This is a genomic window from Pseudonocardia sp. UM4_GMWB1, from assembly GCF_017312155.1.
Lineage (GTDB): Bacteria > Actinomycetota > Actinomycetes > Mycobacteriales > Pseudonocardiaceae > Pseudonocardia > Pseudonocardia alni.
Genome location: NZ_QJPN01000001.1, coordinates 4,843,955 through 4,870,213, shown reverse-complemented (window position 1 = coordinate 4,870,213; position 26,259 = coordinate 4,843,955). Strand labels below are relative to the sequence as shown.

Genomic DNA, 26,259 nt, shown 5'->3' with positions numbered 1-26,259 from the left:
GCAACGATGTCCAGGAGCACAGGGGCGTCGGCACACCGTCCGACGACCGGCCCCCGCAGCGCGACCCCGGCCGGCCCCGTCCCCGACGTCCACCGCCGCCGGCGCCGACCGGGCCGCCGCGTCCTCAGCCCTGCTGCGCTGCCCACTCCTCGACCCGGCGCCCGCTCTCCTCCGGCGACAGGTCCTCCACCCGGGTCATCACCGCCCACCGCACCCCGTACGGGTCGACGACCGAGCCGAACCGGTCCCCGGACACGAATGTCGAGACCGGCTCGCGCACCGTCGACCCGGCCTCCACCAGCGTCGCGACGGCCGCGTCCACGTCGGGTACGTACACCGCGAGCGACAGCGACACCGGGTGGTCGCCCGCCGGGGCGGCGACGAGGCCGTGGTCGGGCATCGCGTCGGAGACGGTGAACCGGCCGGCCGCCAGCTCCAGCTCGGCGTGCCCGACCATCCCGCCCATCTCGGTGACCGAGAGCACCCGGGCCCCGAAGGCGGCGCAGTAGAGTTCGATCGCCGCGCGGGCGGGCGATGCCACCAGGTGCGGGGTGAGCGAGGTGACCCCGTGCGGACGGCCGTCGGTGGTGTGGGCGCCGGTGACGCTGCTCGTGAGCTCCATACGACGACTCTCCCCGCCCCGCGACGGCGCGGATTGAACATTGCCGACAGGGGGTTGGTCGATGACCGTCGAGTCGCGCGGACACCTGAACCCGGGTGCCCCCGAGGTCACGCTCGACCGGGCGCCCATCGGGCTCGACGACCTCGTCCGGTGGGTGTGGACCGCCCGCTGGGACGTCCCGCCGGGGCGCACGGTGCGCCAGCGGGTGCTGCAGTACCCGGCGTTCAACCTCGTCACCGACCCGGTCACCGCGACGCTGCACGGGCCGCGCACCGGCGTCGACGTCCGGGAGCTGGCCGGGCGGTCCTGGGTCGTCGGTGTCCTGCTGCGGCCCGGCGCGACCCCCCTGTTCACGGCCACCGCACCCGCCGCGCTGCGCGAGACCGCCGAGGAGGTCCGCGGCGCGCCGGTGGCGGAGCTCACCGCGGCCGTGGCGGGCGGCGACCCGGCCGCGACGGTGCGGGACTGGCTCGCCCCGCTGGCGGACCGGGTCACCGACGCCGGGCGCCTGGTCAACCGGGCCTGCGCGTTGGCCGAGTCCCGCGCCGACGTCCTGCGCGCCGACCAGCTCGCCGAGCTCGTCGGTGTCGCACCGCGGACGCTGGAACGCCTGGTCCGCGGCCACATCGGACTGACCCCGCTGTGGCTGATCGAGTGCCGTCGCCTGCAGCACGCCGCCGCGGTGCTCCGGACCGACCCGGGCACCGCACTGGCCGGGCTGGCCGCCGATCTCGGCTACGCCGACCAGGCCCACTTCACCCGTCGCTACCGGGCGGTGCTCGGCGAGACGCCCGGCGCGACCCGGCAGGCGGCCCGCGCGGCCGGGTGATCACGGGTACTGCTGCGACAGAAGGTGCTTCACCACGCGCAGTTGCTGTGGTCGGATACGCCGGACGCAGGAATCCAGGTCACCCGCCGTACTACCCTCCCGCGCATGGCACGCCGGCCCGAACCCGACCCGACGACCTGGTGGGCACGCTACGGGCACCGGCTGGAAGGACCCCCTGTGACGAACCCGGCGCAGCCCCCGGCTGCCGAGGTCCCGCGTCCCGAGCTCCCACGTTCCGAGGCCCCGCGCGGGAACCCCGGGGCGGCCGCGGCGGACCTGCGTGAGGACACCGTGCTGCGCGCGCGGCCCGACCGGCCGCGCACCGGCTGGCGGCGCGCGCTCTACGACGTCACCGGCGGCCGTGTGAACCCCGGCCCGAGCGACGCCGAGGAGCTCCGCTCCGGGCTGCTGGCCCGGGTCCGCGCGCCGCTGGCCGGGGCGCACCGGGTGGCGGTCATGTCGGTGAAGGGCGGCGTCGGCAAGACCACGGTCGCGGCCTGCCTCGGACAGGCGCTGGCCGAGCACCGCGGGGACCGGGCCGTCGTCCTCGACGCCAACCCCGACGCCGGCACGCTCGCCGACCGCCTCACCGGCGACTCCCGGATCACCGTCCGCGAGCTGCTGAACGATCTGGACTCGGTCGGCACCTGGACCGACGTGTCCCGCTACACGAGCCTCGCCGGGCGCCTGCAGGTCCTGGCCTCGGAGCAGGACCCCGCCTCGGGCGAGGCGTTCTCCCGCGACGAGTACGAGCGCGTGGTCGACCTCCTGGGCCGCTTCTTCAACATCATCATCACCGATTCCGGCACCGGGATGGTGCACTCCACGATGCAGGGCACCCTCGCGCGCGCCGACTCGGTCGTCGTGGTCGGGGCCCCGACCGTCGACGGCGCGGGCCGGGCCAGCAAGACGCTGGACTGGCTGGTCGCGCACGGCCACGGCGACCTCGTCCGCGACGCGGTGGTCGTGCTGTCCTGCGACCGGCGCAGCGCCGAGGTCGACGCCGCCCGGATCCGCGAGCACTTCGCCCAGCGGGTGCGCGGCGTCGTCGAGGTCCCGCACGACCCGCACCTGGCCACCGGCGGCCGGGTCGACCCGGCCCGGCTCCGCCCGGCGACCGCGGACGCGTTCCTGGAGCTGAGCGCCCTGGTCGCCGACGCGTTCGACGTGCGACGACGCGACTGAACGGGCCGCGTACGCTGGTCCGCGAGATGAACACCGCGCGCAGCCAGAACCGTCCCGACGACAACCCCTGGGTCCTCTCCACCCGCGAGCTGGCCCGCCGCCCCGGCAACCAGCGCACCGTGGCCCGTACGGTCCCCGCGCCGTCGGGCGACGCCGAGATCGGCCTGACCGGGGTGATCACCGTCCCCGGCGGGTCCGACGTCGAGCTCGACGTGTCCCTGGAGTCGGTGACCGAGGGCGTCTACGTCTCCGGCACGGCCGACGCCCGGCTGGCGGGGGAGTGCTCGCGCTGCCTGGAGCCGATCGGTGAGGACGTGCAGGTCCGGATCGGCGAGCTGTTCGCCTACCCGGACTCGGTCACCGAGGAGACCACCGACGCCGACGAGATCCCGCGCCTGGTCGACGAGCGCATCGACCTCACCCAGACCGTGCGCGACGCGATCGTCACCGAGCTCCCGATGGCGCCGCTGTGCCGCGAGGACTGCCCCGGTCTGTGCGTCGAGTGCGGCGAGAGGTGGGCCGATCTCCCGTCGGATCACGGGCATGAGACACTGGATCCTCGTTGGGCGGCGCTCCGTGAGCGCCTGCCCTCCACCGACTGAGCGGCGGCTCCTCGTGAGCCCGCTCCCCGGTGGGCAGACCTGATCGTTCGAAGTACCGAGGAGTGTCATCATGGCCGTTCCCAAGCGCCGGATGTCGCGGTCGAACACGCGTGCGCGCCGGTCGCAGTGGAAGGCCACTGCGCCGACCCTGGTCGCCTGCTCGAACCGCGCCTGCCGTGAGCCGAAGCTGCAGCACATCGCCTGCCCGACCTGTGGGCAGTACGACGGCCGTCAGGTCACCAGCCCGGCCTGATCGCAGCAGTGGGCGACAAGAGCGTGACCGGTCCGGTGACGGACCGGTCACCTCTGCTGTCCGCACTCGGTGTGGACCTGGACGAGGCGCTGCTCACGCTGGCGCTGACCCACCGGTCCTACGCCTACGAGCACGGCGGACTGCCGACCAACGAGCGCCTGGAGTTCCTGGGCGACTCAGTGCTGTCGATCGTGATCACCGAGCGGCTCTACCGGGACCACCCGGACCTGCCCGAGGGGCAGCTGGCGAAGCTGCGCGCGAGCGTGGTCAACATGCACGCGCTCGCCACCGTCGCGGTGGCGCTGCCGACGCCGGACGACGGGCCGCACGGTCTCGGCGCGTACCTGTACCTGGGGCGCGGTGAGGAGCTGACCGGTGGCCGGTCGAAGGCCAGCATCCTGGCCGACGCCACCGAGGCGCTGCTCGGCGCGGTGTATCTCGCGCACGGCCTCGAGCCGTCCCGCGAGCTGATCCACCGGCTGTTCGCGGACCTGCTGCACAGTGCCCCGCTGCTCGGTGCGGGCCTGGACTGGAAGACCAGCCTGCAGGAGCTCACCGCCGCCGGCGGGCACGGCGTGCCCGAGTACCGGATCGACGAGGAGGGCCCGGACCACCTGAAGGTGTTCACCGCGACGGCCGTCGTCGGGGGTCGTGACCTCGGCAGCGGTGAGGGGCGCACCAAGAAGGAGGCCGAGCAGAAGGCGGCCGAGATCGCCTGGCACGCGCTGTCCGACGAGAGTGCCGGCTCCGGGCGGTAGCCGTCGATGCCGGAACTGCCCGAGGTCGAGGTCGTCCGCCGCGGCCTCGCCGACCACGTGCTGGACCGGCGGATCGCCCGCGTCGAGGTGCTGCATCCGCGCGCGGTACGCCGGCATCCGACCGGCGCGGACGACTTCACCGGCCGGCTGACCGGTCGCACGCTGTCCGCGGCGGCGCGGCGCGGCAAGTACCTCTGGCTGGAGCTGGACACCGCGGGCCCCGGCGACGACGCACTGCTCGCGCACCTGGGGATGTCCGGGCAGATGCTCGTGGAGCCCCCGGACGCGCCCGGCGAGAAGCACCTGCGGGTCCGTGTCCGGTTCGACGACGACGGCCCCGAGCTCCGCTTCGTCGACCAGCGCACCTTCGGCGGGCTGTCGGTGCACCCGCTCGCCGCGGCCGCGGGCGGCGGCCTGGTGCCCGAGTCGGTCGCGCACATCGCGCGCGACCCGATGGACCCGGCGTTCTCGGCCGACGACGCCGTCGCGGCGCTGCGTCGCCGTCGCACCGAGGTCAAGCGGGCGCTTCTCGACCAGACCGTCGTCTCCGGGATCGGCAACATCTACGCCGACGAGGCGCTCTGGCGGGCCCGGCTCCACGGCGCCCGGCCCACCGAGAAACTCACCCGGGCCCAGGGTCACGCCGTCCTCGACGCCGCGACGACCGTCATGCACGAGGCGCTCGCCCAGGGCGGGACCTCCTTCGACGCGCTGTACGTCAACGTCAACGGCGCCTCGGGCTACTTCGACCGCTCCCTGAACGTCTACGGCCAGGCGGACCGGGCGTGCCGTCGCTGCGGCACCCCGATCCGCCGGGACGCGTTCATGAACCGCTCGTCGTTCACCTGCCCGCGGTGCCAGCCGGCGCCGCGGCCGCGTCGCTGAGCGGCGCGGGGGTCAGGAGCAGTCGCGTCGCAGCAGGTCCTCCGGGGTGTCGCGGCGCAGCAGCGGCAGCGACGCCCCCGCGGCGACGGCGACCACCGGCGGGCGCGGGACCTGGTTGTAGGTCGAGGCCATCGACGCGTGGTACGCGCCGGACACCGGCACCGCCAGCAGGTCCCCGGGCGCGACGTCGGCGGGCAGCCGGACGCCGTCGGCGATCACGTCGGAGGACTCGCAGTGCCGCCCCGCCACGCGGACCGTCTCCAGCGGCGCCCGGGTGGCGCGCCCGACGAGCCGGACCGGGTAGCGGGCGCCGTAGAGGGCGGGGCGCGGGTCGTCGCTCATGCCGCCGTCGACCAGCACGGTGGTGCGGCCGTCGCCGCAGCGCTGCACCGCGCCGACCCGGTAGAGCGTCACCCCGGCCCGGGCGACGACCGCGCGCCCCGGCTCGACCAGCAGCCGCGGCTCGTCGATCCCGTGCGCCGCACAGGCCCGGGCCAGGGTGCCCCGCACGGCCCGGCCGAAGAGCGCCGGGTCCAGGCACGGCTCGCCCTCGGCGTAGCCGACCGCGTGCCCGCCGCCCAGGTCCAGCTCGGCGACGCTGATCCCGTACCGCGCACGCAGCGCCGCGATCACCCCCACCATCCGGACCGCGGCCCGCTCGTAGCGCGACACCGACGGCACCTGCGAGCCGAGGTGGCAGTGCAGCCCGGCCAGCTCCAGCTCGGGGCGGGCCAGCACCCGTCCGGCGACCTCGCACGCCTCGGCGGGCGGCATCCCGAACCACGACGACGCGGTGCCGGTCGTGAGCCCCGGGTGGGTGCCGGCGTCGACGTCCGGGCTGATCCGCAGCAGCACCTTCTGCCGGTGCGGCGCGAGCGCGGCGATCCGGTCGACCTCCGCCGCCGAGTCCAGCACGATCCGCCCGACGCCCGCGGTGAACGCCGCCTTGAGGTCCTCGTCGGTCTTGACGGTGCCGTGCAGCACGATCCGGTCGCCGGGCAGCCCCCCGGCCGCGGCCACCGCGACCTCACCGCCGGAGCAGGCGTCGACCGAACAGCCCTCGTCGGCGACCAGGCGGGCCATCCCGCGGCAGAGGAACGCCTTGCCGGCGTAGACGATCTCGGCGTCGGGCAGCGCGGCCCGGTAGGCGCGGCAGCGGGCGCGGACGTCGGCGGTGTCGAGCACCTGCACCGGGGTGCCGAAGCGGGCGGCGAGTCCGGCGAGGTCGACCCCGCCGATCTGCAGGGTGCCGTCGGAGGTCGTGCGGGTCGTGACCGGCCACAGGCCCGGCTCGAGGCGGGCGGCCAGCGTCGGGCGGAGGGAGGGGAGCAGGTCGGCGAGGGTCACCGGGATGACTCCTTGGTGGCGGGCGCCCGGTGCGGGCGCCGTGCCCCTCCGTTGTCACCCTGCGGGCGCGTCCGTGCCCGCTCCCGCTACGCCGCCCTGACGCGGCCGGTGCCACCACTGGCGGCACCTTGACACGCACCGGGTGCAGTGGTGCGCGCACTACTGCGCACTGCGTAGTACTCTTCGGTGCGCAAGGAGGTGCGATGGACACCAGTCAGCTGCTCAAGGGAGTGCTCGACCTCGCGGTGCTCGCCGTGCTCGACCGCGAGGACGGGTACGGCTACGAGGTCGTCCGCGCGCTGCGCGCGGCCGGGCTCAGCGAGGTGGGGGACGCGTCGGTCTACGGCACGCTGCGCCGGCTCTACGGTGCGGGCCTGCTGACCTCCTACGTCGTCCCCAGCGAGGAGGGGCCGCACCGCAAGTACTACGCGATCAACGGGCCGGGCCGGACCCGGCTGCAGGAGACGACCGACCGGTGGCGCACGTTCGCCACCACGATGGAAGGCCTGGTGGGCACGTGAGCACCGACGGCACCGGCGGCCCCGACGGCGCCGCCACGACCCGGATCGGCGACCCGGTCGGCATCGAGTACCTGCTCGGGCTGCGGGAAGCGCTGTCCGACCTGCCCCCGGCGGAGGTCGAGGAGATCGTCGAGGACGCGCGGGGCCACCTCGCCGACCTCTCCGACGAGCTGGGCCCCGGCTTCGACCGGGCCGCGGTCCGCGAGCGCCTCGGCACACCGGAGGCCTACGCGGCGGAGCTGCGCGCGGCCGCGGGCTATCCGGCCCCGCAGGCGCCCGCCGAACGCCCCCGCACGGGCGGGGCGTGGTTCGCGGTGGCCGCGCTCCTCTGCGCCACCGGCCTGATGGTCCTCGCGGGTCCCGCCGTGTGGCAGGTCGGGCCGTCGGCGTCGTTCCCGATGTTCCTCGCGGCCCTGGCCGCCGTGGCCGGGGTGCTCGCCGTGTGGTCCGACGGGCCGGGGCAACCGTCGGTCGCGGCGCTGCCGTCGGTGGTGGCGCTGCGGGAGCGGATCGCCCGGGCCCGGGCCGACGGCGGGATCGGCGGGTTCGTCCTGACCCTCCAGCCCGGCTGGTGGGTGCTGCGCGGGCTGGTCGCGGCCGGGCTCGTCGGATGGGTGTTCGGCGGGGGCGGGTCCGCCGGGCTGCTGATCACCGTCGTCCTGGCCGTCGCCGCGGTGCCGCTGTCGGTGCTGCTCGGCCGCCGCAGTGCGGCCGATCGCCGGCTGCTGTGGGCCGTGGTGCCGCTGAACGCACTGGCCGCGGGCCTGCTGGTGGCCGGGGTGCCGGCCCAGGGGCAGGACCGCACCACCGACGTGTCGTCGTACTCGCCGCCGCCGGGCCTGACCCTCGACGGGAACACGGTGTCCGACGTGCGGCCCTTCGACGCGAAGGGCAGGCCGCTGACCGGGGTCTTTCTGTTCGACGAGAACGGCCGCCCGCTCGCCGTCGACGACGGCTACTGCCCCACCGACGGCTCCGCGGTCACCTCGACCGCCCCGGCGCCCGGGCCGTACCCGCAGGGTGTGCGCACGACCGACCCGTCGTCGGGGGAGTGCGTGACCGTGCCCCCGCCGCCGCTGGTCGTGACGATCCCGCAGACCACGGCGGCCCGTCCGAGTACGCAGGCGTCGCCGACCGCGGCGCCGGCGACCCCGGCACCGGCCACGCCCGGAGCCGGCAGCTGAGCCGGGGGCCGGGCGTCCACGGGGGGTGGGCGCCCGGCCCTCAGAGCCAGTCGTTGTGCTTGAACGCCAGGTACAGCCCCAGTCCGAGCAGCAGCATCAGCCCGATGGCCATCGGGTAGCCCAGCGCCCAGTGCAGCTCCGGCATCTCGTCGAAGTTCATGCCGTAGATGCCGGCGATCAGGGTCGGCGCGAACAGGATCGCCGCCCACGACGACACCCGCTTCATCTGCTCGTTCTGCGCGAAGCCCGCCTCGGTGAGCCGGGTCATCTCCTCGTTCTGCCGCTGCGCGACCAGGGTCGAGTTGACCGTCAGGATGTTGCCGAGCAGGTCGCGGAACCCCTCGACGCGCTCCCGCACCCGCGTGGCGTGGTCGATCACGTCGCGCATCGCCCGGCGCAGCTCCAGGTCCGGGGCGTCGCCGGACTTGGCGAACCGGGCCCGCAGCTCGACGAAGATCTCCTGAAGCGGCTCGACGGCCCGCTGGAACGCGATGACCTGCCGGGTCAGCTGGTAGATGCGCCGTGACACGTTCGGGTCGCCGCGGAAGACCTGCACCTCGATCTCGTCGATGTCGTCCTGCAGACCGTCGAGGACGGGGAAGTAGTCGTCGACGACCCGGTCCAGCACCGCGTAGAGCACCGCCATCGGTCCGTGCGAGAGCAGGTCCGGGTCGCCCTCCAGCCGGTCGCGGACCTCGCCGAGCTGCGGCTCGGCGGCGTGCCGGACGGTGATGACGAAGTCCGGGCCGAGGAACAGGTGCACCTCGCCGATCTCGACGACCTCGTCGGAGTCGACGTAGCGGGCCGGGCGCAGCACCACGAACTCGGTGCTGCCGTAGCGCTCCAGCTTGGGGCGCTGGTGGGCGTTGACGGTGTCCTCGATCGCCAGCGCGTGCAGCCCGAACTCCGCCGCGACCTGGTGGATCTCGTCGACGCCCGGCCGCAGCATGCCGATCCAGCAGAACGCGGGTGCGTCCCCGCCGTGGTCGGCACGGCAGCCGTGCAGCGCCTCGACCGCGCTGTCGACGGAGTCGGGCGCCGCCGCCCGCTTGCCGTCGACGTAGACCGCGTTGTCGATCACCGACATGCACAGACCTCCCCGCCGGGCCGGCCGGGCGGGTGCCCGGACCGTCACCGAGCAGGGTAACCAGCGCTGTGCCGCGCAACCGCCGGGACGAGGTGGGCGACCAGCGCGGTCGCCGGCAGCCCGGCAGGGGCGGCGGGACCGGACGAGCGGGGCGGCGCTGCAGCATGCGCGGGAGCGTGCGCCCCCGGCAGCGGATCGGCCCGGCCCCTGACGCGGTGTTGGCGTCGTCACGCGCGTGTGGTGACGGGTTCCTGAGATCGACCGCCCGTCCGGGGGACGTGATGGCCACCACCGGGCGTCAAGAACGCGTCAACGCGCGACCCGGTGGGCGTCAATCCGCCGTCATCGCCGCGGGCGCGACCCCCGGTGCGGCGCACGATCCCCGCAGCCCGCCGGACATGCCGGCGGGTGGGCACGACCGAGGAGAGTCCCGTGGCCGACCTGGCCTGCACCACGTTGCTGGTGGCGTCCTTCGCCGTCCTCGCGCTCACCCTGCGCGGGATGGAGAAGCTGTGATCGCGAACATCGCCGGGGGTGTGCTCGCCCTGGCCCTGCTGGTCTACCTGGTGATCGCGCTGCTCCGGCCGGAGCGGTTCTGATGGCGGGGCTCGCGCAGGCGGCGGCGCTGGTGGCGCTGCTCGCCGTGACCTGGAAGCCGCTGGGCGACTGGATGGGGCGGGTCTACACCGACACCCGGCACTGGCGGGTCGAGCGGTTCGTCTACCGGGTCTGCCGGATCGACGCCGCGTCCCCGCAGCGCTGGACGACCTACGCCGCGGGTGTGCTGGGATTCTCGTTCGTCTCGATCGCGCTGCTCTACCTGATGCAGCGGCTGCAGGCCTTCCTCCCGCTCGGGTTCGGCCGCGGCACCGACGGCGCCTCCTCGGTGTCGCCCGCGATGGCGTTCAACACCGCGGTGTCGTTCGTGACCAACACGAACTGGCAGTCCTACGTGCCCGAGCAGGTGCTCGGCCACACCGTGCAGATGGCCGGCCTGACCGTGCAGAACGTCGTGTCCGCCGCCGTCGGCATGGCGGTCGCGGTCGCGCTGGTCCGCGGGTTCGTCTCCCGCGGCGACGACGACGGCCGCATCGGCAACTTCTGGGTCGACCTCACCCGCGGCGTCACCCGGATCCTGCTGCCGGTCGCCGTCGTCGCCGCCGTCGCCCTCGTCGCGACCGGCGTCGTGCAGTCTCTGCGCTCCGGGGTGGAGATCACCACTGTGGACGGCTCGGTGCACACCCTCCCGCTGGCCCCGGCCGCGTCGCAGGAGGCGATCAAGGAGCTCGGCACCAACGGCGGCGGGATCTTCAACGCGAACTCCGCGCACCCGTTCGAGAACCCGGGCCCGGTCGCGAACCTGCTGGAGATCTTCCTGCTGCTGGTGATCCCGGTCGCGCTGACCCGGACCTTCGGGGTCATGGTCGGCCGGGTCCGCCAGGGCGTCGTCCTGCTGTCGGTCATGGGCGGCCTGTGGGCGCTCATGCTCGCCGCCGCCTGGCTCGCCGAGACCCACCCCAACGGCCCCGCCGCGCTCGCCGCAGGTGGTGCGCTGGAGGGCAAGGAGGTGCGCTTCGGCATCCCCGGCTCGGTCCTGTTCGCGGTGTCGACGACCGGGACGTCCACCGGCGCGGTCAACTCGATGCACGACAGCTACTCCGGCGCCGCCGGCGGCGTGACGCTGCTGAACATGCTGCTCGGCGAGGTCGCCCCCGGCGGGGTCGGAGCGGGCCTCTACGGCCTGCTCGTGCTCGCCGTCATCGCGGTGTTCCTCGCCGGACTGATGGTCGGCCGGACCCCGGAGTACCTCGGCAAGAAGCTCGGCCGCCGCGAGATCACCTACGCCGCGGTGTCGATCCTGGTTATGCCGGCGTTCGTGCTGCTGGGGGCCGGTCTGGCGATCGCCCTGCCGGGCACCGCCGACGCCCTGAACAACGACGGGGCGCACGGCTTCTCCGAGGTCCTCTACGCCTGGGCCTCGGCCGCCAACAACAACGGCTCGGCGTTCGCCGGGATCACCGTGACCAGCGACTTCTTCCAGGCCGGGCTGGGGATGGCGATGCTCTTCGGGCGTTTCGTGCCGATCCTCGCCGTCCTCGCGCTGGCGGGTGCCCTGGCCCGCCAGCGCCGCGTCCCGGCCGGGGCGGGGACGCTCCCGACCGACGGCCTGCTGTTCGCCGGGCTCGTCGGGGGCACCGTGCTGCTGGTCTCGGCGCTGACGTTCTTCCCGGCGCTGGCGCTCGGCCCGATCGCCGAGGCCCTGTCGTGAGCCGGCGCCCCACCCCGCCCCCCGCCCCCACTCCGACCCCGTCGCCCGCCTCCGGCGGTGCCCCCAGGGGAACCTTCGTGGCTTACAGCGCTACGAAAGTGACCCTCGGAGCAGACGGCGGTGGGGGGACCCCTCGACCGGAGGAGACCGTGTCCGTGTCCCACGAGCGGCCCACCGGGCCGCAGGCGTCCGACCCGGCGCCCGCGCCCGTCGCCGCGGGGGCCTTCGCCCCGGGGCAGCTGCTGGCCGCGCTGCCCGAGGCCCTGCGGAAGCTCGACCCGCGCGTGCAGGCCCGCAACCCGGTGATGTTCGTCGTCTGGGTCGGGTCGGTGCTGGTCACCGTGCTCGCCGTCGTCGACCCCAGCGTGTTCGCGGTGCTCGTCGCGGTCTGGCTGTGGTTCACCGTGCTGTTCGCCAACCTCGCCGAGGCCGTCGCGGAGGGGCGCGGCAAGGCCCAGGCCGCCTCGCTGCGGGCAACCCAGCGCGACACCGTCGCCCGCAGGCTGGTCACCGACGCTCCCGCCGACCGCGACGCCGCCGAGGAGCAGGTCCCCTGCGCGCAGCTGCGCCTCGGCGACCTCGTCGTCGTCGAGGCGGGGGAGACGATCCCCGGCGACGGCGACGTCGTCCACGGCATCGCCTCGGTCGACGAGTCCGCGATCACCGGCGAGTCCGCGCCCGTCATCAGGGAGGCCGGCGGCGACCGCTGCGCCGTCACCGGCGGCACCACGGTGCTGTCGGACCGGATCGTCGTGCGCATCACCACCCGGCCCGGGGAGTCCTTCGTCGACCGGATGATCGCGCTCGTCGAGGGCGCGGCCCGGCAGAAGACGCCGAACGAGATCGCCCTGACGATCCTGCTCTCGGCCCTGACGATCATCTTCCTGCTCGCGGTCGTCGCGATCGCCCCGATGAGCGCCTACGCCGGCACGCAGGTCCCGCTGCTCGTGCTGACCGCGCTGCTGGTCTGCCTGATCCCGACCACCATCGGCGCGCTGCTGTCCGCGATCGGCATCGCCGGCATGGACCGGCTGGTGCAGCGCAACGTGCTCGCCACCTCCGGCCGCGCCGTCGAGGCCGCCGGTGACGTCGACACGCTGCTGCTCGACAAGACCGGCACCATCACCTTCGGCAACCGTCGCGCCACCGCGCTGCACGGCGTGGGCGGCACCGGGACCGACGAGCTCGCCCGCGCGGCCCGGCTGTCGAGCCTGGCCGACCAGACGCCCGAGGGCCGCAGCATCGTCGAGCTCTGCGCGTCCGAGCACGGGCTCGCCCCCGAGGCCGACGCCGCGGAGGCCGTCGCGGAGTTCGTGCCGTTCACCGCGCAGACCCGGATGTCGGGTATCGACCTCGACGGCGAGGTCGTCCGCAAGGGCGCCGCGGCCGCTGTCCTGGAGTGGGCGCAGGCCGCCGACCGGGCCGAGGTCGACCGCATCGTCGAGACCGTGTCCGACGACGGGGGGACCCCGCTGGTCGTCGCGGCCGCCGACGCCCCGGACGGGCGCGGTGCCCGCGTGCTCGGCGTCATCGAGCTGTCCGACGTCGTCAAGCCCGGCATGGCCGAGCGCTTCGCCGAGCTGCGCGCGATGGGTATCCGCACGGTGATGGTCACCGGCGACAACCCGCGCACCGCCGCGGCGATCGCCGCGCAGGCCGGCGTCGACGACCACATCGCCGAGGCCACGCCGGAGGACAAGCTCGCCTACATCCGCCGTGAGCAGGAGGGCGGCCGGCTGGTGGCGATGACCGGCGACGGCACCAACGATGCGCCCGCGCTCGCCCAGGCCGACGTCGGCGTCGCCATGAACACCGGCACCTCCGCCGCTAAGGAGGCCGGGAACATGGTCGACCTGGACTCCGACCCGACCAAGCTGATCGAGATCGTCGAGATCGGCAAGCAGCTGCTCATCACCCGCGGTGCGCTGACGACGTTCTCCGTCGCCAACGACCTCGCGAAGTACTTCGCGATCCTGCCCGCGATGTTCGTCGCGCTCTACCCGTCGCTGGGACTGCTCAACGTGATGGGCCTGGCGACGCCCGAGTCCGCGATCCTCTCCGCGGTCGTCTTCAACGCGCTGGTCATCGTCGCGCTGATCCCGCTCGCCCTGCGCGGGGTGCGGTACCGGCCGTCGTCGGCGGCGTCGCTGCTGCGCCGCAACCTGCTCGTCTACGGCCTCGGCGGGGTCGTCACCCCGTTCGCCGGGATCGCGTTCATCGACCTGCTCGTCCGTCTCGTCCCGGGGATCTGATGCTCACCACCCTGCGCCGCCAGACCGCCACCGGTCTGCGCGTGCTCCTCGTCATGACGGTCCTGTGCGGGATCGTCTACCCGCTCGCGATCTGGGGCGTCGCCCGGATCCCGGGCCTGGAGGCCCGGGCCGAGGGCTCGGTGCTGCCGGGCGGCACCGGGTCGTCGCTGATCGGGATCGACCCGGTCGCGCCCGACCCGGCCGCCGACCCGTTCTTCCACACCCGGCCCGCGGCGTCGGCGGAGGCCGAGGACGGTCTCGGCCCGGCCGACACCGCCACCTCCGGCGGGTCGAACAAGGGCGGCTTCGACGACGGGCTGCTGGCCGCCGTGCAGCAGCGCCGCGCGGTGATCGCCGCCCGCGAGGGCGTCGCGCCGCAGGCGGTCCCGGCCGACGCGGTGACCGCGTCGGCGTCCGGGCTCGACCCGGACATCAGCCCGGAGTACGCGGCCCTGCAGGTGCCCCGCGTCGCGCGGGTCACCGGGCTGCCCGTCGCGCGCGTCGGCGAGCTCGTCGCCGCCGCGACGTCCGGGCGCACCCTCGGGTTCCTCGGGGAGCCGCGGGTGAACGTCACCGAACTGAACCTGTCCGTGCGGGACGCGCGCGGGTGAGCAGCGCCGACAATGGCCGGATGAGGGGTGAGCTCCGCATCCATCTCGGCGCCGCGCCCGGGGTCGGCAAGACCTTCGCCATGCTCGGCGAGGCCCACCGCCGCCTCGGGCGCGGCACCGACGTCGTCGTCGGTGTCGCGGAGACCCACGGCCGCGACCGCACCGCCGCGCTGCTCGACGGGCTGGAGGTCGTCCCGCGCCGGGCCGTGGAGCACCACGGCACCCGGCTGGAGGAGATGGACCTCGACGCCGTCCTGGCGCGCCGCCCGCAGGTCGCGCTGGTCGACGAGCTGGCCCACACCAACGCGCCCGGCTCGCGCAACGCCAAGCGCTGGCAGGACGTGCAGGAGCTGCTCGCCGCAGGCATCGACGTCATCTCCACCGTCAACGTGCAGCACCTGGAGTCGCTCGGCGACGTCGTCGCGACGATCACCGGGGCCCGCCAGCAGGAGACCGTGCCCGACGACGTCGTGCGCGCCGCCGAGCAGATCGAGATCGTCGACATCACCCCGGAGGCGCTGCGCCGCAGACTCGCCCACGGCAACATCTACGCCGCGGAGAGGATCGACGCCGCCCTCGCCCACTACTTCCGGGTCCCCAACCTGGTCGCGCTGCGCGAGCTGGCCCTGCTGTGGATCGCCGACGAGGTGGACACCGCGCTGCGCCGCTACCGCAGCGAGAAGCAGGTGGACGAGATCTGGGAGACCCGCGAGCGCGTCGTCGTCGCGCTGACCGGTGGACGGGAGTCGGAGACGGTGCTGCGGCGCGCGGCGCGGATCGCGAAACGGTCCGGCGGCGCGGACCTGATGGCCGTGCACGTGCTGCGCGGCGACGGCCTGTCCGGCGGCCAGGTCGGCGCCGCCGACCGGGTGCGCCGGATGGCCGAGGGCGTCGGTGCGTCGTTCCACACCGTCGTCGGCGAGTCGGTCGGGGACGCCCTGCTCGACTTCGCCCGCGGCACCAACGCCACCCAGGTGGTGCTCGGCACGTCGCGGCGCTCGCGCCTGGCGCGGGTGTTCGACCCGGGCATCGGCGCGCGCGTCGTGCAGGAGTCCGGGCCGATCGACGTGCACATGGTCACCCACCGTGAGGCCGGTCGCGCGCTGCGCCTGCCGCGACTGCGCACCGCTCTGCCCGCGTCCCGCCAGGCGCTCGGCTGGGCCGTCGCCGTCGCGGGCCCGGCCGTCGCGACGGTGCTGGGCGTCGTCCTGTCACCGTGGGTGGACCTGTCCACCGACGTCGTCCTCTACTTCCTCGCCACCGTGCTCGCCGCTCTCGCCGGCGGGCTCGGCCCGGCCCTGCTCGCCGCCCTGCTCGGCGGGCTGCTGCTGAACTTCTTCCTCTCCCTGCCGCTGTACTCCCTGGTCATCGCCGACCCGGGCAACGTCCTCACCGTCGCGACGATGCTGCTGGTCGGGGTGCTCGTCGCGCTGGTCGTCGACCGGGCGGCGCGGCGCGCGGAGCAGGCCGCGCGGGCCCGGGCGGAGGCGGCGCTGCTGGCGTCGTTCGCGCGGACCGTGCTGACCCGCTCCGACCCGCTGCCGCGGCTGCTGGACAAGGTCCGCGAGACGTGGGCGCTGCGGTCGGTCGCGCTGCTCGAACGCGGCGAGGACCGGGTGTGGCGCCGGGTCGCCTGCACCGGCGACGCCGGGGACTGCGCGCGGCCCGACCAGGCCGACGTCGACGTCGTCGTCGCCGAGGGGCTGCACCTGGTCGGGACCGGCCGCACCCTGCCCGCCGCGGATCGCAGGCTGCTGGAGGTCGTCGGCGGGCAGGCGCTGCTGGCGCTGCGCGGGCAGCGCGCCGAGGCCGGCGCCGCCGACGCCGAGCGGCGCGCGGCGGCCAACGAGACCCGCGGGGCGCTGCTGTCGGCCGTCGGGCACGACCTCCGTAGCCCGTTGACCTCGATCAAGGCGGCCGCGGGCAGCCTGCGCGACGAGCACCTGCCCCTCGACGACGCCGACCGCGCCGAGCTGCTCGCCACCGTCGAGGAGTCCGCGGACCGGCTCACCGCGCTGGTGGACAACCTGCTCGACTCCTCGCGGCTCGCCGCGGGCGCGGTGACCCCGCTGCTCGCCCCGGTCGGCTACGACGAGGTCGCCGCGACCGCGCTGCTCGGCCTGGAGGGCGCCGACCGGGTCCGGTTGGAGATCGGCGAGGACGTGCCCGACGTGCTCGCCGACGCCGGGCTCCTGGACCGGGTCGTCGCCAACGTCGTGGACAACGCCCTGCGCCACGGCGGCGGGTCCGAGGTCGCGCTGCGGGCCAGCGCCTACGGCGACCGGGTGGAGCTGCGGGTGGTCGACCACGGCCGCGGGGTGGCCCCCCGCGAGCGGGACGCGCTGTTCGCGGCGTTCCAGCGGCTCGGCGACCGCGACGCCGTGGCCGGGCTCGGGCTGGGACTGTCGGTGGCCCGCGGGCTGACCGCGGTGATGGACGGCGAGCTCACCGCCGAGGACACGCCCGGCGGGGGCCTCACCGTCGTCGTGTCGCTGCCCGCCGCGGCCGTCGTGGTGGCGTCGTGAACGCGCCCGCGCGCGGCGCAGCGAACGGGGTGCGGGTGCTCGTCGTCGACGACGACCCGCAGATCCTCCGGGCCCTGCGGATCAACCTCACCGCGCACGGCTACACGGTGCTCGTCGCCGCCGACGGCTCGGCCGCGCTGCGGGCGGCCGCGGACGGGCATCCGGACGTCGTCGTCCTCGACCTGGGGCTGCCCGACCTCGACGGCACCGAGGTCGTCGAGGGGCTGCGCGGGTGGAGCACGGTGCCGGTGATCGTGCTGTCCGCGCGCACCGACTCCACCGACAAGGTCCGGGCGCTCGACGCCGGCGCCGACGACTACGTCACCAAGCCGTTCGGGATGTCCGAGCTGCTGGCCCGGCTGCGGGCCGCGGTGCGCCGCGCCGCCGTGTCGACCGTCGACGGCGAGGCCGTGGTCACCACCGCGGACTTCACCGTCGACCTCGCTGCCAAGACGGTCGCGCGCGCCGACGGCGCCGAGGTGCACCTGACCCCGACCGAGTGGGGGATCCTGGAGCTGCTGGTGCGCCACCGCGGCAAGCTCGTCGAGCAGAAGCGGCTGCTGCGCGAGGTCTGGGGTCCGCAGTACGGCACCGAGACCCACTACCTGCGGGTCTACCTCGCCCAGCTGCGGCGCAAGCTGGAGCCGGTGCCGTCACGGCCGAAGTACCTGATCACCGAGGCGGGGATGGGGTACCGGTTCGACGGCTGAGCCGGCCTCAGCGGCCGAAGTCCTGGGTCCAGTACCCGTCGGCCAGCCCGATGCCGATCGTGGTCAGCGAGCAGTCCAGGATGTTCTTCCGGTGCCCGGGGGACTCCATCCAGTCCTGCACGACGGTCGCCGCGTCCGGCTGGCCCATCGCGATGTTCTCCGCGCCGGGGGAGTCGTAGCCCGCCGCGGTGATGCGGTCGGTGAAGTCCCGGCCGTCGCGGCTGTCGTGGGCGAAGTAGCCCTGGGCGGCCATGTCCTCGCTGTGGCCCTGGGCGGCCGCGCTGATCCGCGGGTCGGCCCGCAGCGCACCGCAGCCCGCGGCGGCCCGCTCGGCGTTGGTCAGCTCCACGACCCGGGCGAGCTCGCCGGACAGCCCGGCCACGGCGCCCCTCGCCGACGGGACCGCCGGACGGGCCGCGGGGGCCGGCCCGGAGGTGCGGCCGGTGACGGGCTCGGCGGTGGCGGCCGCGGCGGTGGCCGCCTCGTGCGCGGAGAGCGCGTCGAGCGCGGTCCGGGCGGAGGAGCCCGGGTCGGCCGGGGCGGCGGCGAGCGCACCGCGGACGAGCTCGGCGCCGTCGACCGGGGCGCCGTCACCGGCCGGGGCGGTCGTCGCGTAGGCGGCGCCGACCGCCCGGAGCGGCTGGGTGTCGGAGACCGGTCCACCGGGCCGTTCGGCGTCGGGCGAGCCCACTGCCGTGAGCGCCGGTGCGGCGAGCGGGGCGGCCATGGCCAGCACGGCGCCGGCCCCCACCCCGCCGAGCACGGCGCTCGCGGCACGCGGTGTGCGTCGTCGGGTCACGGCCGCGTAACGTACCAGCACTGTGAGTGGCAACACGGATTCGACCGTTCGGCTGATCGCATGGGTCCAGGGGCAGGTGCAGGGCGTCGGTTTCCGCTGGTGGACGCGGTCGCGGGCGCTCGAGCTCGGCCTCGTCGGCCAGGCCCGCAACCTGTCCGACGGCCGGGTCGCGGTGACCGCGGAGGGTGACCGCGCCGCCTGCGACCGTCTGCTGGAGCTGCTGCGCGGCGGGGACACCCCGGGGCGGGTGACGTCGGTGTCGGAGCAGTGGGCTGAGCCGTCCGGAGCATTCTCCGGGTTCATCGAGGCCTGACCGCTCAGTTCTGTCGGTGCGGGGGTCTACACCTGTGCCCACACCGACCCCGGAGGTCCCGATGCCCGTCCAGATGACCCCGTACCTGCACTTCGACCACCGTGCGCGGGAGGCGATGGAGTTCTACCGCTCCGTGCTGGGCGGCGAGCTGCAGATCATGACCTTCGGTGACATGGGCGCCGAGGGCCCCGTCCCGCCGCCGGACGGCGTCATGCACGCCTACCTCGGCACCCCCGACGGCTTCGCGCTCATGGCCTCCGACGGCGACCCGCGGCACCCCACCGGGGCCCCGTCGGGCATCTCGGTCAGCCTGTCCGGCGACGACCCGGAGAAGCTGCGTGGCTTCTTCGCCGGGCTCGCCGAGGGCGGCGTCGTCGACGTCGCGATGGAGAAGCAGATGTGGGGCGACGAGTTCGGCCAGCTCACCGACCGCTTCGGCGTCCGCTGGCTGGTCAACGCCTCCGCCCCCACCGGCTGAGGGTGCGCGGGCGGGCCGTCGGGCACGGCGGCCCGCCCGGCTACCCTGGTCGCCCCCGCGCCCCTGGAGATCCCCGCCCGTGCACCTCAAGACGCTGACGATGAAGGGCTTCAAGTCCTTCGCCTCGGCCACCACGCTGCGCCTGGAGCCCGGGATCACCTGCGTCGTCGGGCCGAACGGCTCGGGCAAGTCCAATGTCGTCGACGCGATCAGCTGGGTGCTCGGCGAGCAGGGCGCCAAGGCGCTGCGCGGCGGCAAGATGGAGGACGTGATCTTCGCCGGCACGTCCGGCCGGGCGGCGCTGGGCCGCGCCGAGGTCACCCTTACCATCGACAACTCCGACGGCGCCCTGCCGATCGACTACTCCGAGGTCTCGGTGACCCGCCGGATGTTCCGCGACGGCGCCGGCGAGTACGAGATCAACGGCTCCCGCGCCCGGCTGCTCGACGTGCAGGAGCTGCTCAGCGACTCGGGCATCGGCCGGGAGATGCACGTCATCGTCGGGCAGGGCCAGCTCGACGGGGTGCTGCAGTCCAAGCCGGAGGACCGCCGCTCCTACATCGAGGAGGCCGCCGGGGTCCTCAAGCACCGCAAGCGCAAGGAGAAGGCGCTCCGCAAGCTCGACGCGATGCAGGCCAACCTCACCCGGCTCACCGACCTCACCGCCGAGCTGCGCCGCCAGCTCAAGCCGCTGGGCCGCCAGGCCGAGATCGCCCGCCGCGCCCAGGCCGTGCAGACCGAGCTGCGCGACGCCCGGCTCCGCCTCGCCGCCGACGACTACGTGACCCTGTCCGAGGAGACCCGGCGTGAGGAGGCGTCCCAGGAGCAGGCGCGGCGCCGCCGCGCCGAGGTCGAGGAGCAGCTCGACGTCGCCCGCGAGCGCCAGGACGAGCTGGAGACCGCGCTCGCCGCGGACGCGCCGCGGCTGCAGGTCGCCCAGGACACCTGGTACCAGCTCTCCGCGCTGGCCGAGCGGCTGCGCGGCACCGTGCGCCTCGCCGAGGAACGCGTCCGCCACCTCACCTCCTCGGCCGAGGCGGGGCGCACCCCCGGCCGCGACCCGGACGAGACCGAGGCCGAGGCCGACGCGGTCGCCGAGCAGGAGGACGAGCTGGTCGCCGCCGTCGCCGACGCCCGGCGCCTGCTCGACGAGGCCGTCACCGAGAAGGCCGAGCGCGAGCGGACCCTCGCCGCCGCCGAGCGCGAGCACCTGGCCGCCGTGCGCGCCATCGCCGACCGCCGTGCCGGGATCGCCACCCTCGCCGGGAAGGCCGACGCGCTGCGCTCCGGCGTCGCCGCGACCGCGGAGGAGATCGAGCGGCTGTCCGAGGCGCTCGCCGAGGCGGGCGCCCGCACCGCCGAGGCCGAGGCCGAGCTGGAGACCGCGCGGGAGTCCCTCGGCGTGTCCGGGGACGACGCGGACGCCGACGCGCTCGCCGCCCGGGTCGAGCAGGCCGACGCCGCGCACCGCAGCGCGGCCGAGCGGGTCGCCGAGCTGGTCGCCGCCGAACGCGACGCCGAGCAGCGCCGCGCGCACTGGCGCGCCCGGGTCGACGCCCTACAGGTCGGCCTGGTCCGCCGTGACGGCACCGGCGCCCTGCTCGACTCCGGCGACGACGGGGTGCTCGGCGCCGTCGCCGAGCTCGTCGAGGTCGAGCCGTCCGGGCGGGCCGCGGTCGCCGCGGCGCTGGGCGAGCTCGCCGAGGGCGTCGCCGTCGCCTCCATGGTGTCCGCGGCCGAGGCGCTGCGGTCCCTGCGCCGTGGTGACGCGGGCCGGGCCGCGCTGCTCGTCGGCGCCGGGGCCGCGGGGGCCGACCGCTCCGCCGGGCGGGTGCCGGTCCCGGTCCCCGAGGGCGCCCCGCCCGCCGGGCGCTGGGCGGCCGCGCTCGTCACCGCCCCGCCCGCGCTCGCCCCGGCGCTGGGGGAGCTGCTGGCCGGGGTGGTCGTCGTCGACGGCCTGGACGCGGCGGCCACCGCCGTCGGGGCCCGGCCGGGGCTGACCGCGGTCACGACCGAGGGGGACCTGCTCACCGCGCACGCCGTCCGCGGCGGCACCGGCGCAGGGGAGGGCGCGCTGCAGCTGCAGGCCGCCGTCGACGACGCGGTCACCGCCCGCGACGCCGTCAACGCCGAGCTGGAGTCGCTGCGCCCCACCTGCGAGGGGGCCCGCGCCGAGGAGACCGCCCGCGGGGCCGACCTGACCGCGGCCCGCGCCGCCGTCGCCGACGCCGACCGGCGCCGCTCGGCCGCCGCCGCCCAGCTCGGGCGGCTCGAACAGGTCGTCACCTCCGCCCGCGCCGAGGCCGAGCGGCTGCGCGACCGCCGCGACACCGTCGAACGGCGGCGGTCGGACTCACTGATCGAGCTGGAGGCCGCCGAGCACCAGCTGTCGCTGGCCTCCGACGCCCCGGTCGACGACGAGCCCGACACCGAGCTGCGTGACGAGGCCGCCGAGCGGGTCGAACAGGTCCGCTCCGAGGAGGTCGAGTGCCGTCTCGCGCTGCGCACCGCCGAGGAGCGGGCCCGCGCCATCGCCGGGCGCGCCGAGACCCTGCGCCGCCAGGCGCACGGTGAGCGCCTCGCCCGGTCCCGGGCCGCCGCCGCGGCCGCGGAACGGGAGCGGGCTTCCGAGGTCGCCCGGCTCGTCGTCGACGCCGGGCACGTCGCCGCCGGGCGGATCGAACGCTCCCTGGCCGCCGCGGCCGCCGAGCGCGACGAGATCCAGGCCGCCCGCGCCGAACGCGAGCGGGCCCACACCGAGGCCCGCGACACCACGACGAAGCTCACCGCGCTGCTGGAGAAGCTCACCGACGCCGTCCACCGCGACGAGATGGTGCGCCAGCAGACCCGGATGCGCCTGGAGCAGCTGACCGAGAAGATCCTGGGTGACCACGGCATCGGCGTCGACGACCTTGTCGCCGAGTACGGGCCCGAGGTCCCGGTGCCGCCGTCGGCCGCCGAGACCGCCGAGTACGAGGCCGCACGCGAGCGCGGCGAGCAGGTCTCCGCGCCGCCGCCGGTCCCGTTCGACCGGCCCACCCAGGAGCGCCGCCTCAAGCGGGCCGAGAAGGACCTGTCGCTGCTCGGCAAGGTCAACCCGCTCGCGCTGGAGGAGTTCGCGGCGCTGGAGGAGCGCTACAAGTTCCTGTCCACCCAGCTCGAGGACCTGAAGAACACCCGGCGTGACCTGCTCACCGTCGTCCGCGAGGTCGACGACAAGATCCTCGAGGTCTTCACCACCGCCTACCACGACGTCGCCGCCGAGTTCGAGACCGTGTTCGCGACGCTGTTCCCCGGAGGCGACGGCAGGCTCGTGCTCACCGACCCCGACGACATGCTCACCACCGGCATCGAGGTCGAGGCCCGCCCGCCGGGCAAGAAGGTCAAGCGGCTCTCGCTGCTGTCCGGCGGGGAGCGCTCACTGACCGCGATGGCGCTGCTCGTCGCGATCTTCCGGGCCCGGCCCTCGCCGTTCTACGTCCTCGACGAGATCGAGGCCGCCCTCGACGACGTCAACCTGCGCCGGCTCATCTCGCTGATGGAGGAGCTGCGCACCACCAGCCAGCTCATCGTCATCACCCATCAGAAGCCGACGATGGAGGTCGCCGACGCCCTCTACGGTGTCTCGATGCGCGGCGACGGCATCACCCAGGTCATCTCCCAGCGCCTGCGCCCCGCCTCCTGACCGGCTGACCGGCCCGTCCTGCACGGCGGGTCGGCCGGGCGTGGCAGGGTGGCGTCGTGACCACGCAGACCCTCTGGATCGTCGTCGCGATCGTCGTGGCGGTGTTGCTGATCGCCGTCGTCGCCGGGCTGGTGATCGCCCGCCGACGGCGCATCAGCCTGCGGTCCGACGAGCAGCAGCGCGAGCTCGGGACCGGTACGGACGAGCCACCGCGCACCGGCGGCAGCTACCAGGCCGGGGGCGGGTTCGCGTTCTCCTCCGGGACGGCCACCGCGCCCGAGCGGCCGCGCGCCCCCGGCGACGACGCCCCGACCGCCGCCACACCGACCCCCGCCACCCCGGCCGCGCCGGCGCCGCCCGCCGAGGCCGCCGACGCACCGACCGCCGACGAGGTCCGGACCCCGCCCGGCGGTACCCCCGTCGTCGACGGGGCGACCGAGGCCCGCACCCCGCCCGGGGGCATCCCGGTCAGCACCGCCCCGCCGGTCCCGTCGACCGCGCCGCCCAGCAGCCCGACCGTCCCCACCGAGCAGACCGGGACCGTCACCGGCACCCCGGACGCCCGCGTCATCGACACGGCCGAGGCCAGCAAGGACCCGGCCACCCGCCAGCTCCGCCGCCCCGAGGGCTCCTCCGGGGCTGCCGGGACCGTGGCGACGCCCGACGGGGGCACCACCGAGCAGGTCCCGGCCCCACCCGCCGCGAGTGCCCCGACCGAGCCGGTCGCGCGCCCGGAGGCCGCCGCGAGTGCCCCGACCGAGCCGGTCGCGCGCCCGGAGGTCGCACCGAGCGCCCCGACCGAGCCGGTCGCGCGTCCGGGGGCGGCGGACCCGCAGGCGCCGGTCGCCCCGGGCGCGCCCACCGAGGACATCGCCCCGGCCGAGGGCCGGATCGGCCGGCTGCGCGGGCGGCTGTCCCGCTCGCGCTCCGGGCTCGGACAGAGCCTGCTGGGCCTGCTCGGCGCCGGTGACCTGGACGAGGAGTCCTGGGAGGACATCGAGGCCACTCTGCTGCAGGCCGACCTCGGCCCCGAGACGACCGCCGAGATCGTCGAGAAGCTGCGCGAGCAGATCGCGACCCGCGGCGTCCGCACCGCCGAGCAGGCCCGCGCCGCACTGCGCGACGTGCTCGTCGAGGCCCTCGGCACCGGCCAGGACCGCTCGGTACACGCGCTGCCGCACGACGGGCGGCCCGCGGTGCTGCTGGTCGTCGGCGTCAACGGCACCGGCAAGACCACCACCACCGGCAAGCTCGCCCGGGTGCTGGTCGCGGGTGGGCACCGGGTGACACTCGGCGCGGCCGACACCTTCCGGGCCGCCGCCGCCGAGCAGCTCGTCACCTGGGGCGAGCGCTCCGGTGCGGGTGTCGTCCGCGGGCCCGAGGGCGCCGACCCGGCCTCGGTCGCCTTCGACGCCGTCAAGCGCGGCACCGACGACGGGGTGGACGCCGTCCTGCTCGACACCGCGGGCCGGCTGCACACCAAGACCGGCCTGATGGACGAGCTGGGCAAGGTCAAGCGCGTCGTCGAGAAGCAGGCCCGGGTCGACGAGGTCCTGCTCGTCCTCGACGCCACCACCGGCCAGAACGGGCTGACCCAGGCGCGGGTGTTCGGTGAGGTCGTGGACGTCACCGGGGTGGTGCTCACCAAGCTCGACGGCACCGCCAAGGGCGGCATCGTGTTCCGCGTGCAGCGCGAGCTGGGGGTGCCGGTCAAGCTCGTCGGGCTCGGTGAGGGCCCCGACGACCTGGCCCCGTTCGAGCCCACCGCGTTCGTCGAGGCACTGCTCGACTGAGGTCACGGTGCGGGCCGTCGCGGACGGCCCGCACCGTGCGTCATGTCACGAACCGGACCATCCGGATGACCTTCGATCCTCCGGATCCGGTTGGGTAACCCAACCGTCATCCGGCGCGGCTGCCTGTTAACCGTTACGAAACGGACAGGCGCCGAATGCGAAACACGCGATCACCATTCTTCCTCCCCAGTCAGCCAGATGGACGGACATGGGAGGAACAGTGCCTGCAGAGGCCCTCAACGGCGGCGACACCGCCTGGATCCTGGCGAGCGCCGCGCTCGTACTGCTCATGACACCGGGGGTCGCGCTGTTCTACGGCGGCCAGGCCCGGTCCAAGAGCGTGCTGAACATGATGATGATGTGCTTCAGCTCGCTGGGCCTCGTCGGTGTCCTCTGGATCCTGTTCGGCTATTCGATGACCTTCGGCCCGGACCTCGGCGGCGGCCTGCTGGGAGACCCGTTCGCCTACTTCGGCCTCACCGCGATCCTGGCGAACGACCAGGCCGCCGAGACGCTGCCGCAGCTGGCCTTCGTCAGCTTCCAGGCGATGTTCGCGATCCTGACGGTCGCGCTGATCGCCGGTGCCGCCGCCGACCGCATGAAGTTCGGCGCGTGGATGCTCTTCTCCGGCCTGTGGGCCGTCCTGGTCTACTTCCCGATCGCGCACTGGGTCTTCGACCTGGAGCAGGGCTGGATCGCCACCTCGCTGGGCGCACTCGACTTCGCCGGTGGTACCGCCGTCCACATCAACGCCGGTATGGCCGCCCTGGTCCTCTGCATCATCCTGGGCAAGCGCCGCGGCTGGCCGCGTGAGGCCATGCGCCCGCACAACCTGACCATGGTCATGCTCGGCGCCGGTCTGCTCTGGTTCGGCTGGTTCGGCTTCAACGCCGGGTCGTCCGGTGCCGCCGACTGGGCCGCCGCCTACGCCTTCACCAACACCATCGCCGCCACGGCCGCCGCCATCCTCGGCTGGCTGCTGATCGAGAAGATCCGCTACGGCAAGGCCACCTCGCTCGGCGCCGCCTCCGGCATCGTCGCGGGTCTGGTCGCGATCACCCCGGCCTGCGCCTCGGTCTCCCCGCTGGGCGCACTCGCCATCGGTGTCCTCGCCGGTGCACTGTCGGCCTACGCGGTCGGCTGGAAGTACAAGCTCGGCTACGACGACTCGTTCGACGTCGTCGGCGTCCACCTCGTCGCCGGCCTCTGGGGCACCCTGGCCATCGGGTTCTTCGCCACCGACATCGCCCCCGACGAGACCAACGGTCTGTTCTACGGCGGCGGCGTCGACCAGCTCTGGCGCCAGGCCGTGGCCGCGCTCGCCACGCTGGTCTACTGCGGCATCGTGACCGCGATCATCGCCTTCATCGTCAAGGCCACCCTGGGCCTGCGCGTCGAGGACGAGGCCGAGCAGGCCGGCATCGACGAGGCGGAGCACGCCGAGACCGGCTACGAGTTCTCCGGCCTGCGCGGCGGCAGCGGTCTCGGCTCCTCGCCGAAGCCCGCCACCGAGGCGAAGGCCACCCCCGTCGCGAAGCAGGAGGTCTGACC

At 74.9% G+C, this 26,259-nt stretch carries 23 protein-coding genes; 19 read left to right on the top strand and 4 right to left on the bottom strand.

Features of this window, described 5'->3' with window-relative positions; all coding sequences use genetic code 11:
• Positions 1-124: 124 nt before the first annotated feature.
• On the bottom strand, positions 125-622 hold the full coding sequence (locus tag DMP15_RS22780) for a VOC family protein (RefSeq protein WP_253068164.1): 498 nt from the start codon (positions 620-622) through the stop codon (positions 125-127).
• 61 nt (positions 623-683) lie between these two features.
• Between DMP15_RS22780 and DMP15_RS22775 the strand changes: the two genes are divergently transcribed.
• From DMP15_RS22775 to mutM, 6 genes are all read left to right on the top strand, one after another.
• Positions 684-1,451 (top strand): AraC family transcriptional regulator, encoded by a 768-nt coding sequence (locus DMP15_RS22775; RefSeq protein WP_337826423.1) that lies wholly within the window; start codon positions 684-686, stop codon positions 1,449-1,451.
• A 105-nt stretch (positions 1,452-1,556) separates the two neighbouring features.
• Positions 1,557-2,636, top strand: coding sequence for a MinD/ParA family ATP-binding protein (locus DMP15_RS22770; protein WP_337826422.1), 1,080 nt, complete (start codon positions 1,557-1,559; stop codon positions 2,634-2,636).
• A gap of 26 nt (positions 2,637-2,662) precedes the next feature.
• Positions 2,663-3,238: a YceD family protein gene (locus DMP15_RS22765; protein ID WP_062400972.1), complete on the top strand. Its 576-nt coding sequence runs from the start codon at positions 2,663-2,665 to the stop codon at positions 3,236-3,238.
• 70 nt (positions 3,239-3,308) lie between these two features.
• Entirely contained in the window at positions 3,309-3,491 is a 183-nt protein-coding gene (gene rpmF / locus DMP15_RS22760; RefSeq protein WP_020626225.1) for a 50S ribosomal protein L32, read from the top strand.
• Between the two features lie 8 nt (positions 3,492-3,499).
• Positions 3,500-4,249 carry a ribonuclease III gene (rnc, locus tag DMP15_RS22755; RefSeq protein ID WP_073578197.1) on the top strand — a complete coding sequence of 250 codons (750 nt, stop codon included), beginning with the start codon at positions 3,500-3,502 and terminating at the stop codon, positions 4,247-4,249.
• A gap of 6 nt (positions 4,250-4,255) precedes the next feature.
• On the top strand, positions 4,256-5,134 hold the full coding sequence (gene mutM, locus DMP15_RS22750) for a bifunctional DNA-formamidopyrimidine glycosylase/DNA-(apurinic or apyrimidinic site) lyase (protein WP_073578196.1): 879 nt from the start codon (positions 4,256-4,258) through the stop codon (positions 5,132-5,134).
• A 12-nt stretch (positions 5,135-5,146) separates the two neighbouring features.
• On the opposite strand, the gene lysA is transcribed toward mutM, so the two are convergent.
• Positions 5,147-6,481: a diaminopimelate decarboxylase gene (gene lysA, locus DMP15_RS22745; protein ID WP_073578195.1), complete on the bottom strand. Its 1,335-nt coding sequence runs from the start codon at positions 6,479-6,481 to the stop codon at positions 5,147-5,149.
• A gap of 203 nt (positions 6,482-6,684) precedes the next feature.
• On the opposite strand from lysA, the gene DMP15_RS22740 reads away from it, so the two are divergent.
• Together DMP15_RS22740 and DMP15_RS22735 are read left to right on the top strand one after the other, a co-directional pair.
• Positions 6,685-7,002, top strand: a complete 318-nt coding sequence (locus tag DMP15_RS22740; RefSeq protein WP_073578194.1) for a PadR family transcriptional regulator — start codon at positions 6,685-6,687, stop codon at positions 7,000-7,002.
• Positions 6,999-8,186, top strand: coding sequence for an HAAS signaling domain-containing protein (locus DMP15_RS22735; RefSeq protein ID WP_073578193.1), 1,188 nt, complete (start codon positions 6,999-7,001; stop codon positions 8,184-8,186). Before DMP15_RS22740 ends, DMP15_RS22735 begins: the two co-directional genes overlap by 4 nt.
• A 40-nt stretch (positions 8,187-8,226) precedes the next feature.
• Here DMP15_RS22735 and DMP15_RS22730 read toward each other — a convergent pair whose 3' ends face one another.
• The gene (locus tag DMP15_RS22730; RefSeq protein ID WP_073578192.1) at positions 8,227-9,273 is read right to left on the bottom strand and encodes a magnesium and cobalt transport protein CorA; all 1,047 of its coding nucleotides are present in this window, start codon (positions 9,271-9,273) and stop codon (positions 8,227-8,229) included.
• A gap of 512 nt (positions 9,274-9,785) precedes the next feature.
• On the opposite strand from DMP15_RS22730, the gene kdpF reads away from it, so the two are divergent.
• The 6 genes from kdpF to DMP15_RS22700 all read left to right on the top strand — a co-directional run bounded on the left by kdpF (position 9,786) and on the right by DMP15_RS22700 (position 17,640).
• A complete protein-coding gene (kdpF, locus tag DMP15_RS22725; RefSeq protein ID WP_062400985.1) occupies positions 9,786-9,872 on the top strand; it encodes a K(+)-transporting ATPase subunit F in 87 nt (28 codons plus the stop codon).
• Complete coding sequence (kdpA, locus tag DMP15_RS22720) at positions 9,872-11,542, top strand: potassium-transporting ATPase subunit KdpA (RefSeq protein ID WP_337826421.1); 1,671 nt, start codon at positions 9,872-9,874, stop codon at positions 11,540-11,542. The genes kdpF and kdpA overlap by 1 nt, the downstream gene beginning before the upstream one ends.
• A 149-nt stretch (positions 11,543-11,691) precedes the next feature.
• Positions 11,692-13,794 carry a potassium-transporting ATPase subunit KdpB gene (kdpB, locus tag DMP15_RS22715; RefSeq protein WP_073578190.1) on the top strand — a complete coding sequence of 701 codons (2,103 nt, stop codon included), beginning with the start codon at positions 11,692-11,694 and terminating at the stop codon, positions 13,792-13,794.
• A complete protein-coding gene (locus tag DMP15_RS22710) occupies positions 13,794-14,405 on the top strand; it encodes a potassium-transporting ATPase subunit C (protein WP_073578189.1) in 612 nt (203 codons plus the stop codon). The genes kdpB and DMP15_RS22710 overlap by 1 nt, the downstream gene beginning before the upstream one ends.
• Positions 14,406-14,425: 20 nt before the next feature.
• Positions 14,426-16,930, top strand: a complete 2,505-nt coding sequence (locus DMP15_RS22705) for a sensor histidine kinase (protein WP_073578188.1) — start codon at positions 14,426-14,428, stop codon at positions 16,928-16,930.
• Positions 16,927-17,640, top strand: a complete 714-nt coding sequence (locus DMP15_RS22700; RefSeq protein WP_301549160.1) for a response regulator — start codon at positions 16,927-16,929, stop codon at positions 17,638-17,640. The genes DMP15_RS22705 and DMP15_RS22700 overlap by 4 nt, the downstream gene beginning before the upstream one ends.
• A gap of 7 nt (positions 17,641-17,647) precedes the next feature.
• Here the strand turns inward: DMP15_RS22700 and DMP15_RS22695 are convergent, their stop codons facing one another.
• Positions 17,648-18,439, bottom strand: coding sequence for a CAP domain-containing protein (locus DMP15_RS22695; RefSeq protein ID WP_337826420.1), 792 nt, complete (start codon positions 18,437-18,439; stop codon positions 17,648-17,650).
• A 22-nt stretch (positions 18,440-18,461) separates the two neighbouring features.
• On the opposite strand from DMP15_RS22695, the gene DMP15_RS22690 reads away from it, so the two are divergent.
• The 5 genes from DMP15_RS22690 (at position 18,462) to DMP15_RS22670 (ending at position 26,257) form a co-directional block, all read left to right on the top strand.
• Positions 18,462-18,752 (top strand): acylphosphatase, encoded by a 291-nt coding sequence (locus tag DMP15_RS22690; protein ID WP_100879977.1) that lies wholly within the window; start codon positions 18,462-18,464, stop codon positions 18,750-18,752.
• 61 nt (positions 18,753-18,813) lie between these two features.
• Positions 18,814-19,230, top strand: coding sequence for a VOC family protein (locus tag DMP15_RS22685; RefSeq protein WP_161151592.1), 417 nt, complete (start codon positions 18,814-18,816; stop codon positions 19,228-19,230).
• A gap of 79 nt (positions 19,231-19,309) precedes the next feature.
• On the top strand, positions 19,310-22,915 hold the full coding sequence (smc, locus tag DMP15_RS22680; RefSeq protein WP_337826419.1) for a chromosome segregation protein SMC: 3,606 nt from the start codon (positions 19,310-19,312) through the stop codon (positions 22,913-22,915).
• Positions 22,916-22,971: 56 nt separating this feature from the next.
• Entirely contained in the window at positions 22,972-24,708 is a 1,737-nt protein-coding gene (ftsY, locus tag DMP15_RS22675; protein ID WP_337826418.1) for a signal recognition particle-docking protein FtsY, read from the top strand.
• Between the two features lie 289 nt (positions 24,709-24,997).
• Positions 24,998-26,257 (top strand): ammonium transporter, encoded by a 1,260-nt coding sequence (locus DMP15_RS22670; RefSeq protein WP_237454072.1) that lies wholly within the window; start codon positions 24,998-25,000, stop codon positions 26,255-26,257.
• The last annotated feature ends 2 nt before the right edge of the window (positions 26,258-26,259 follow it).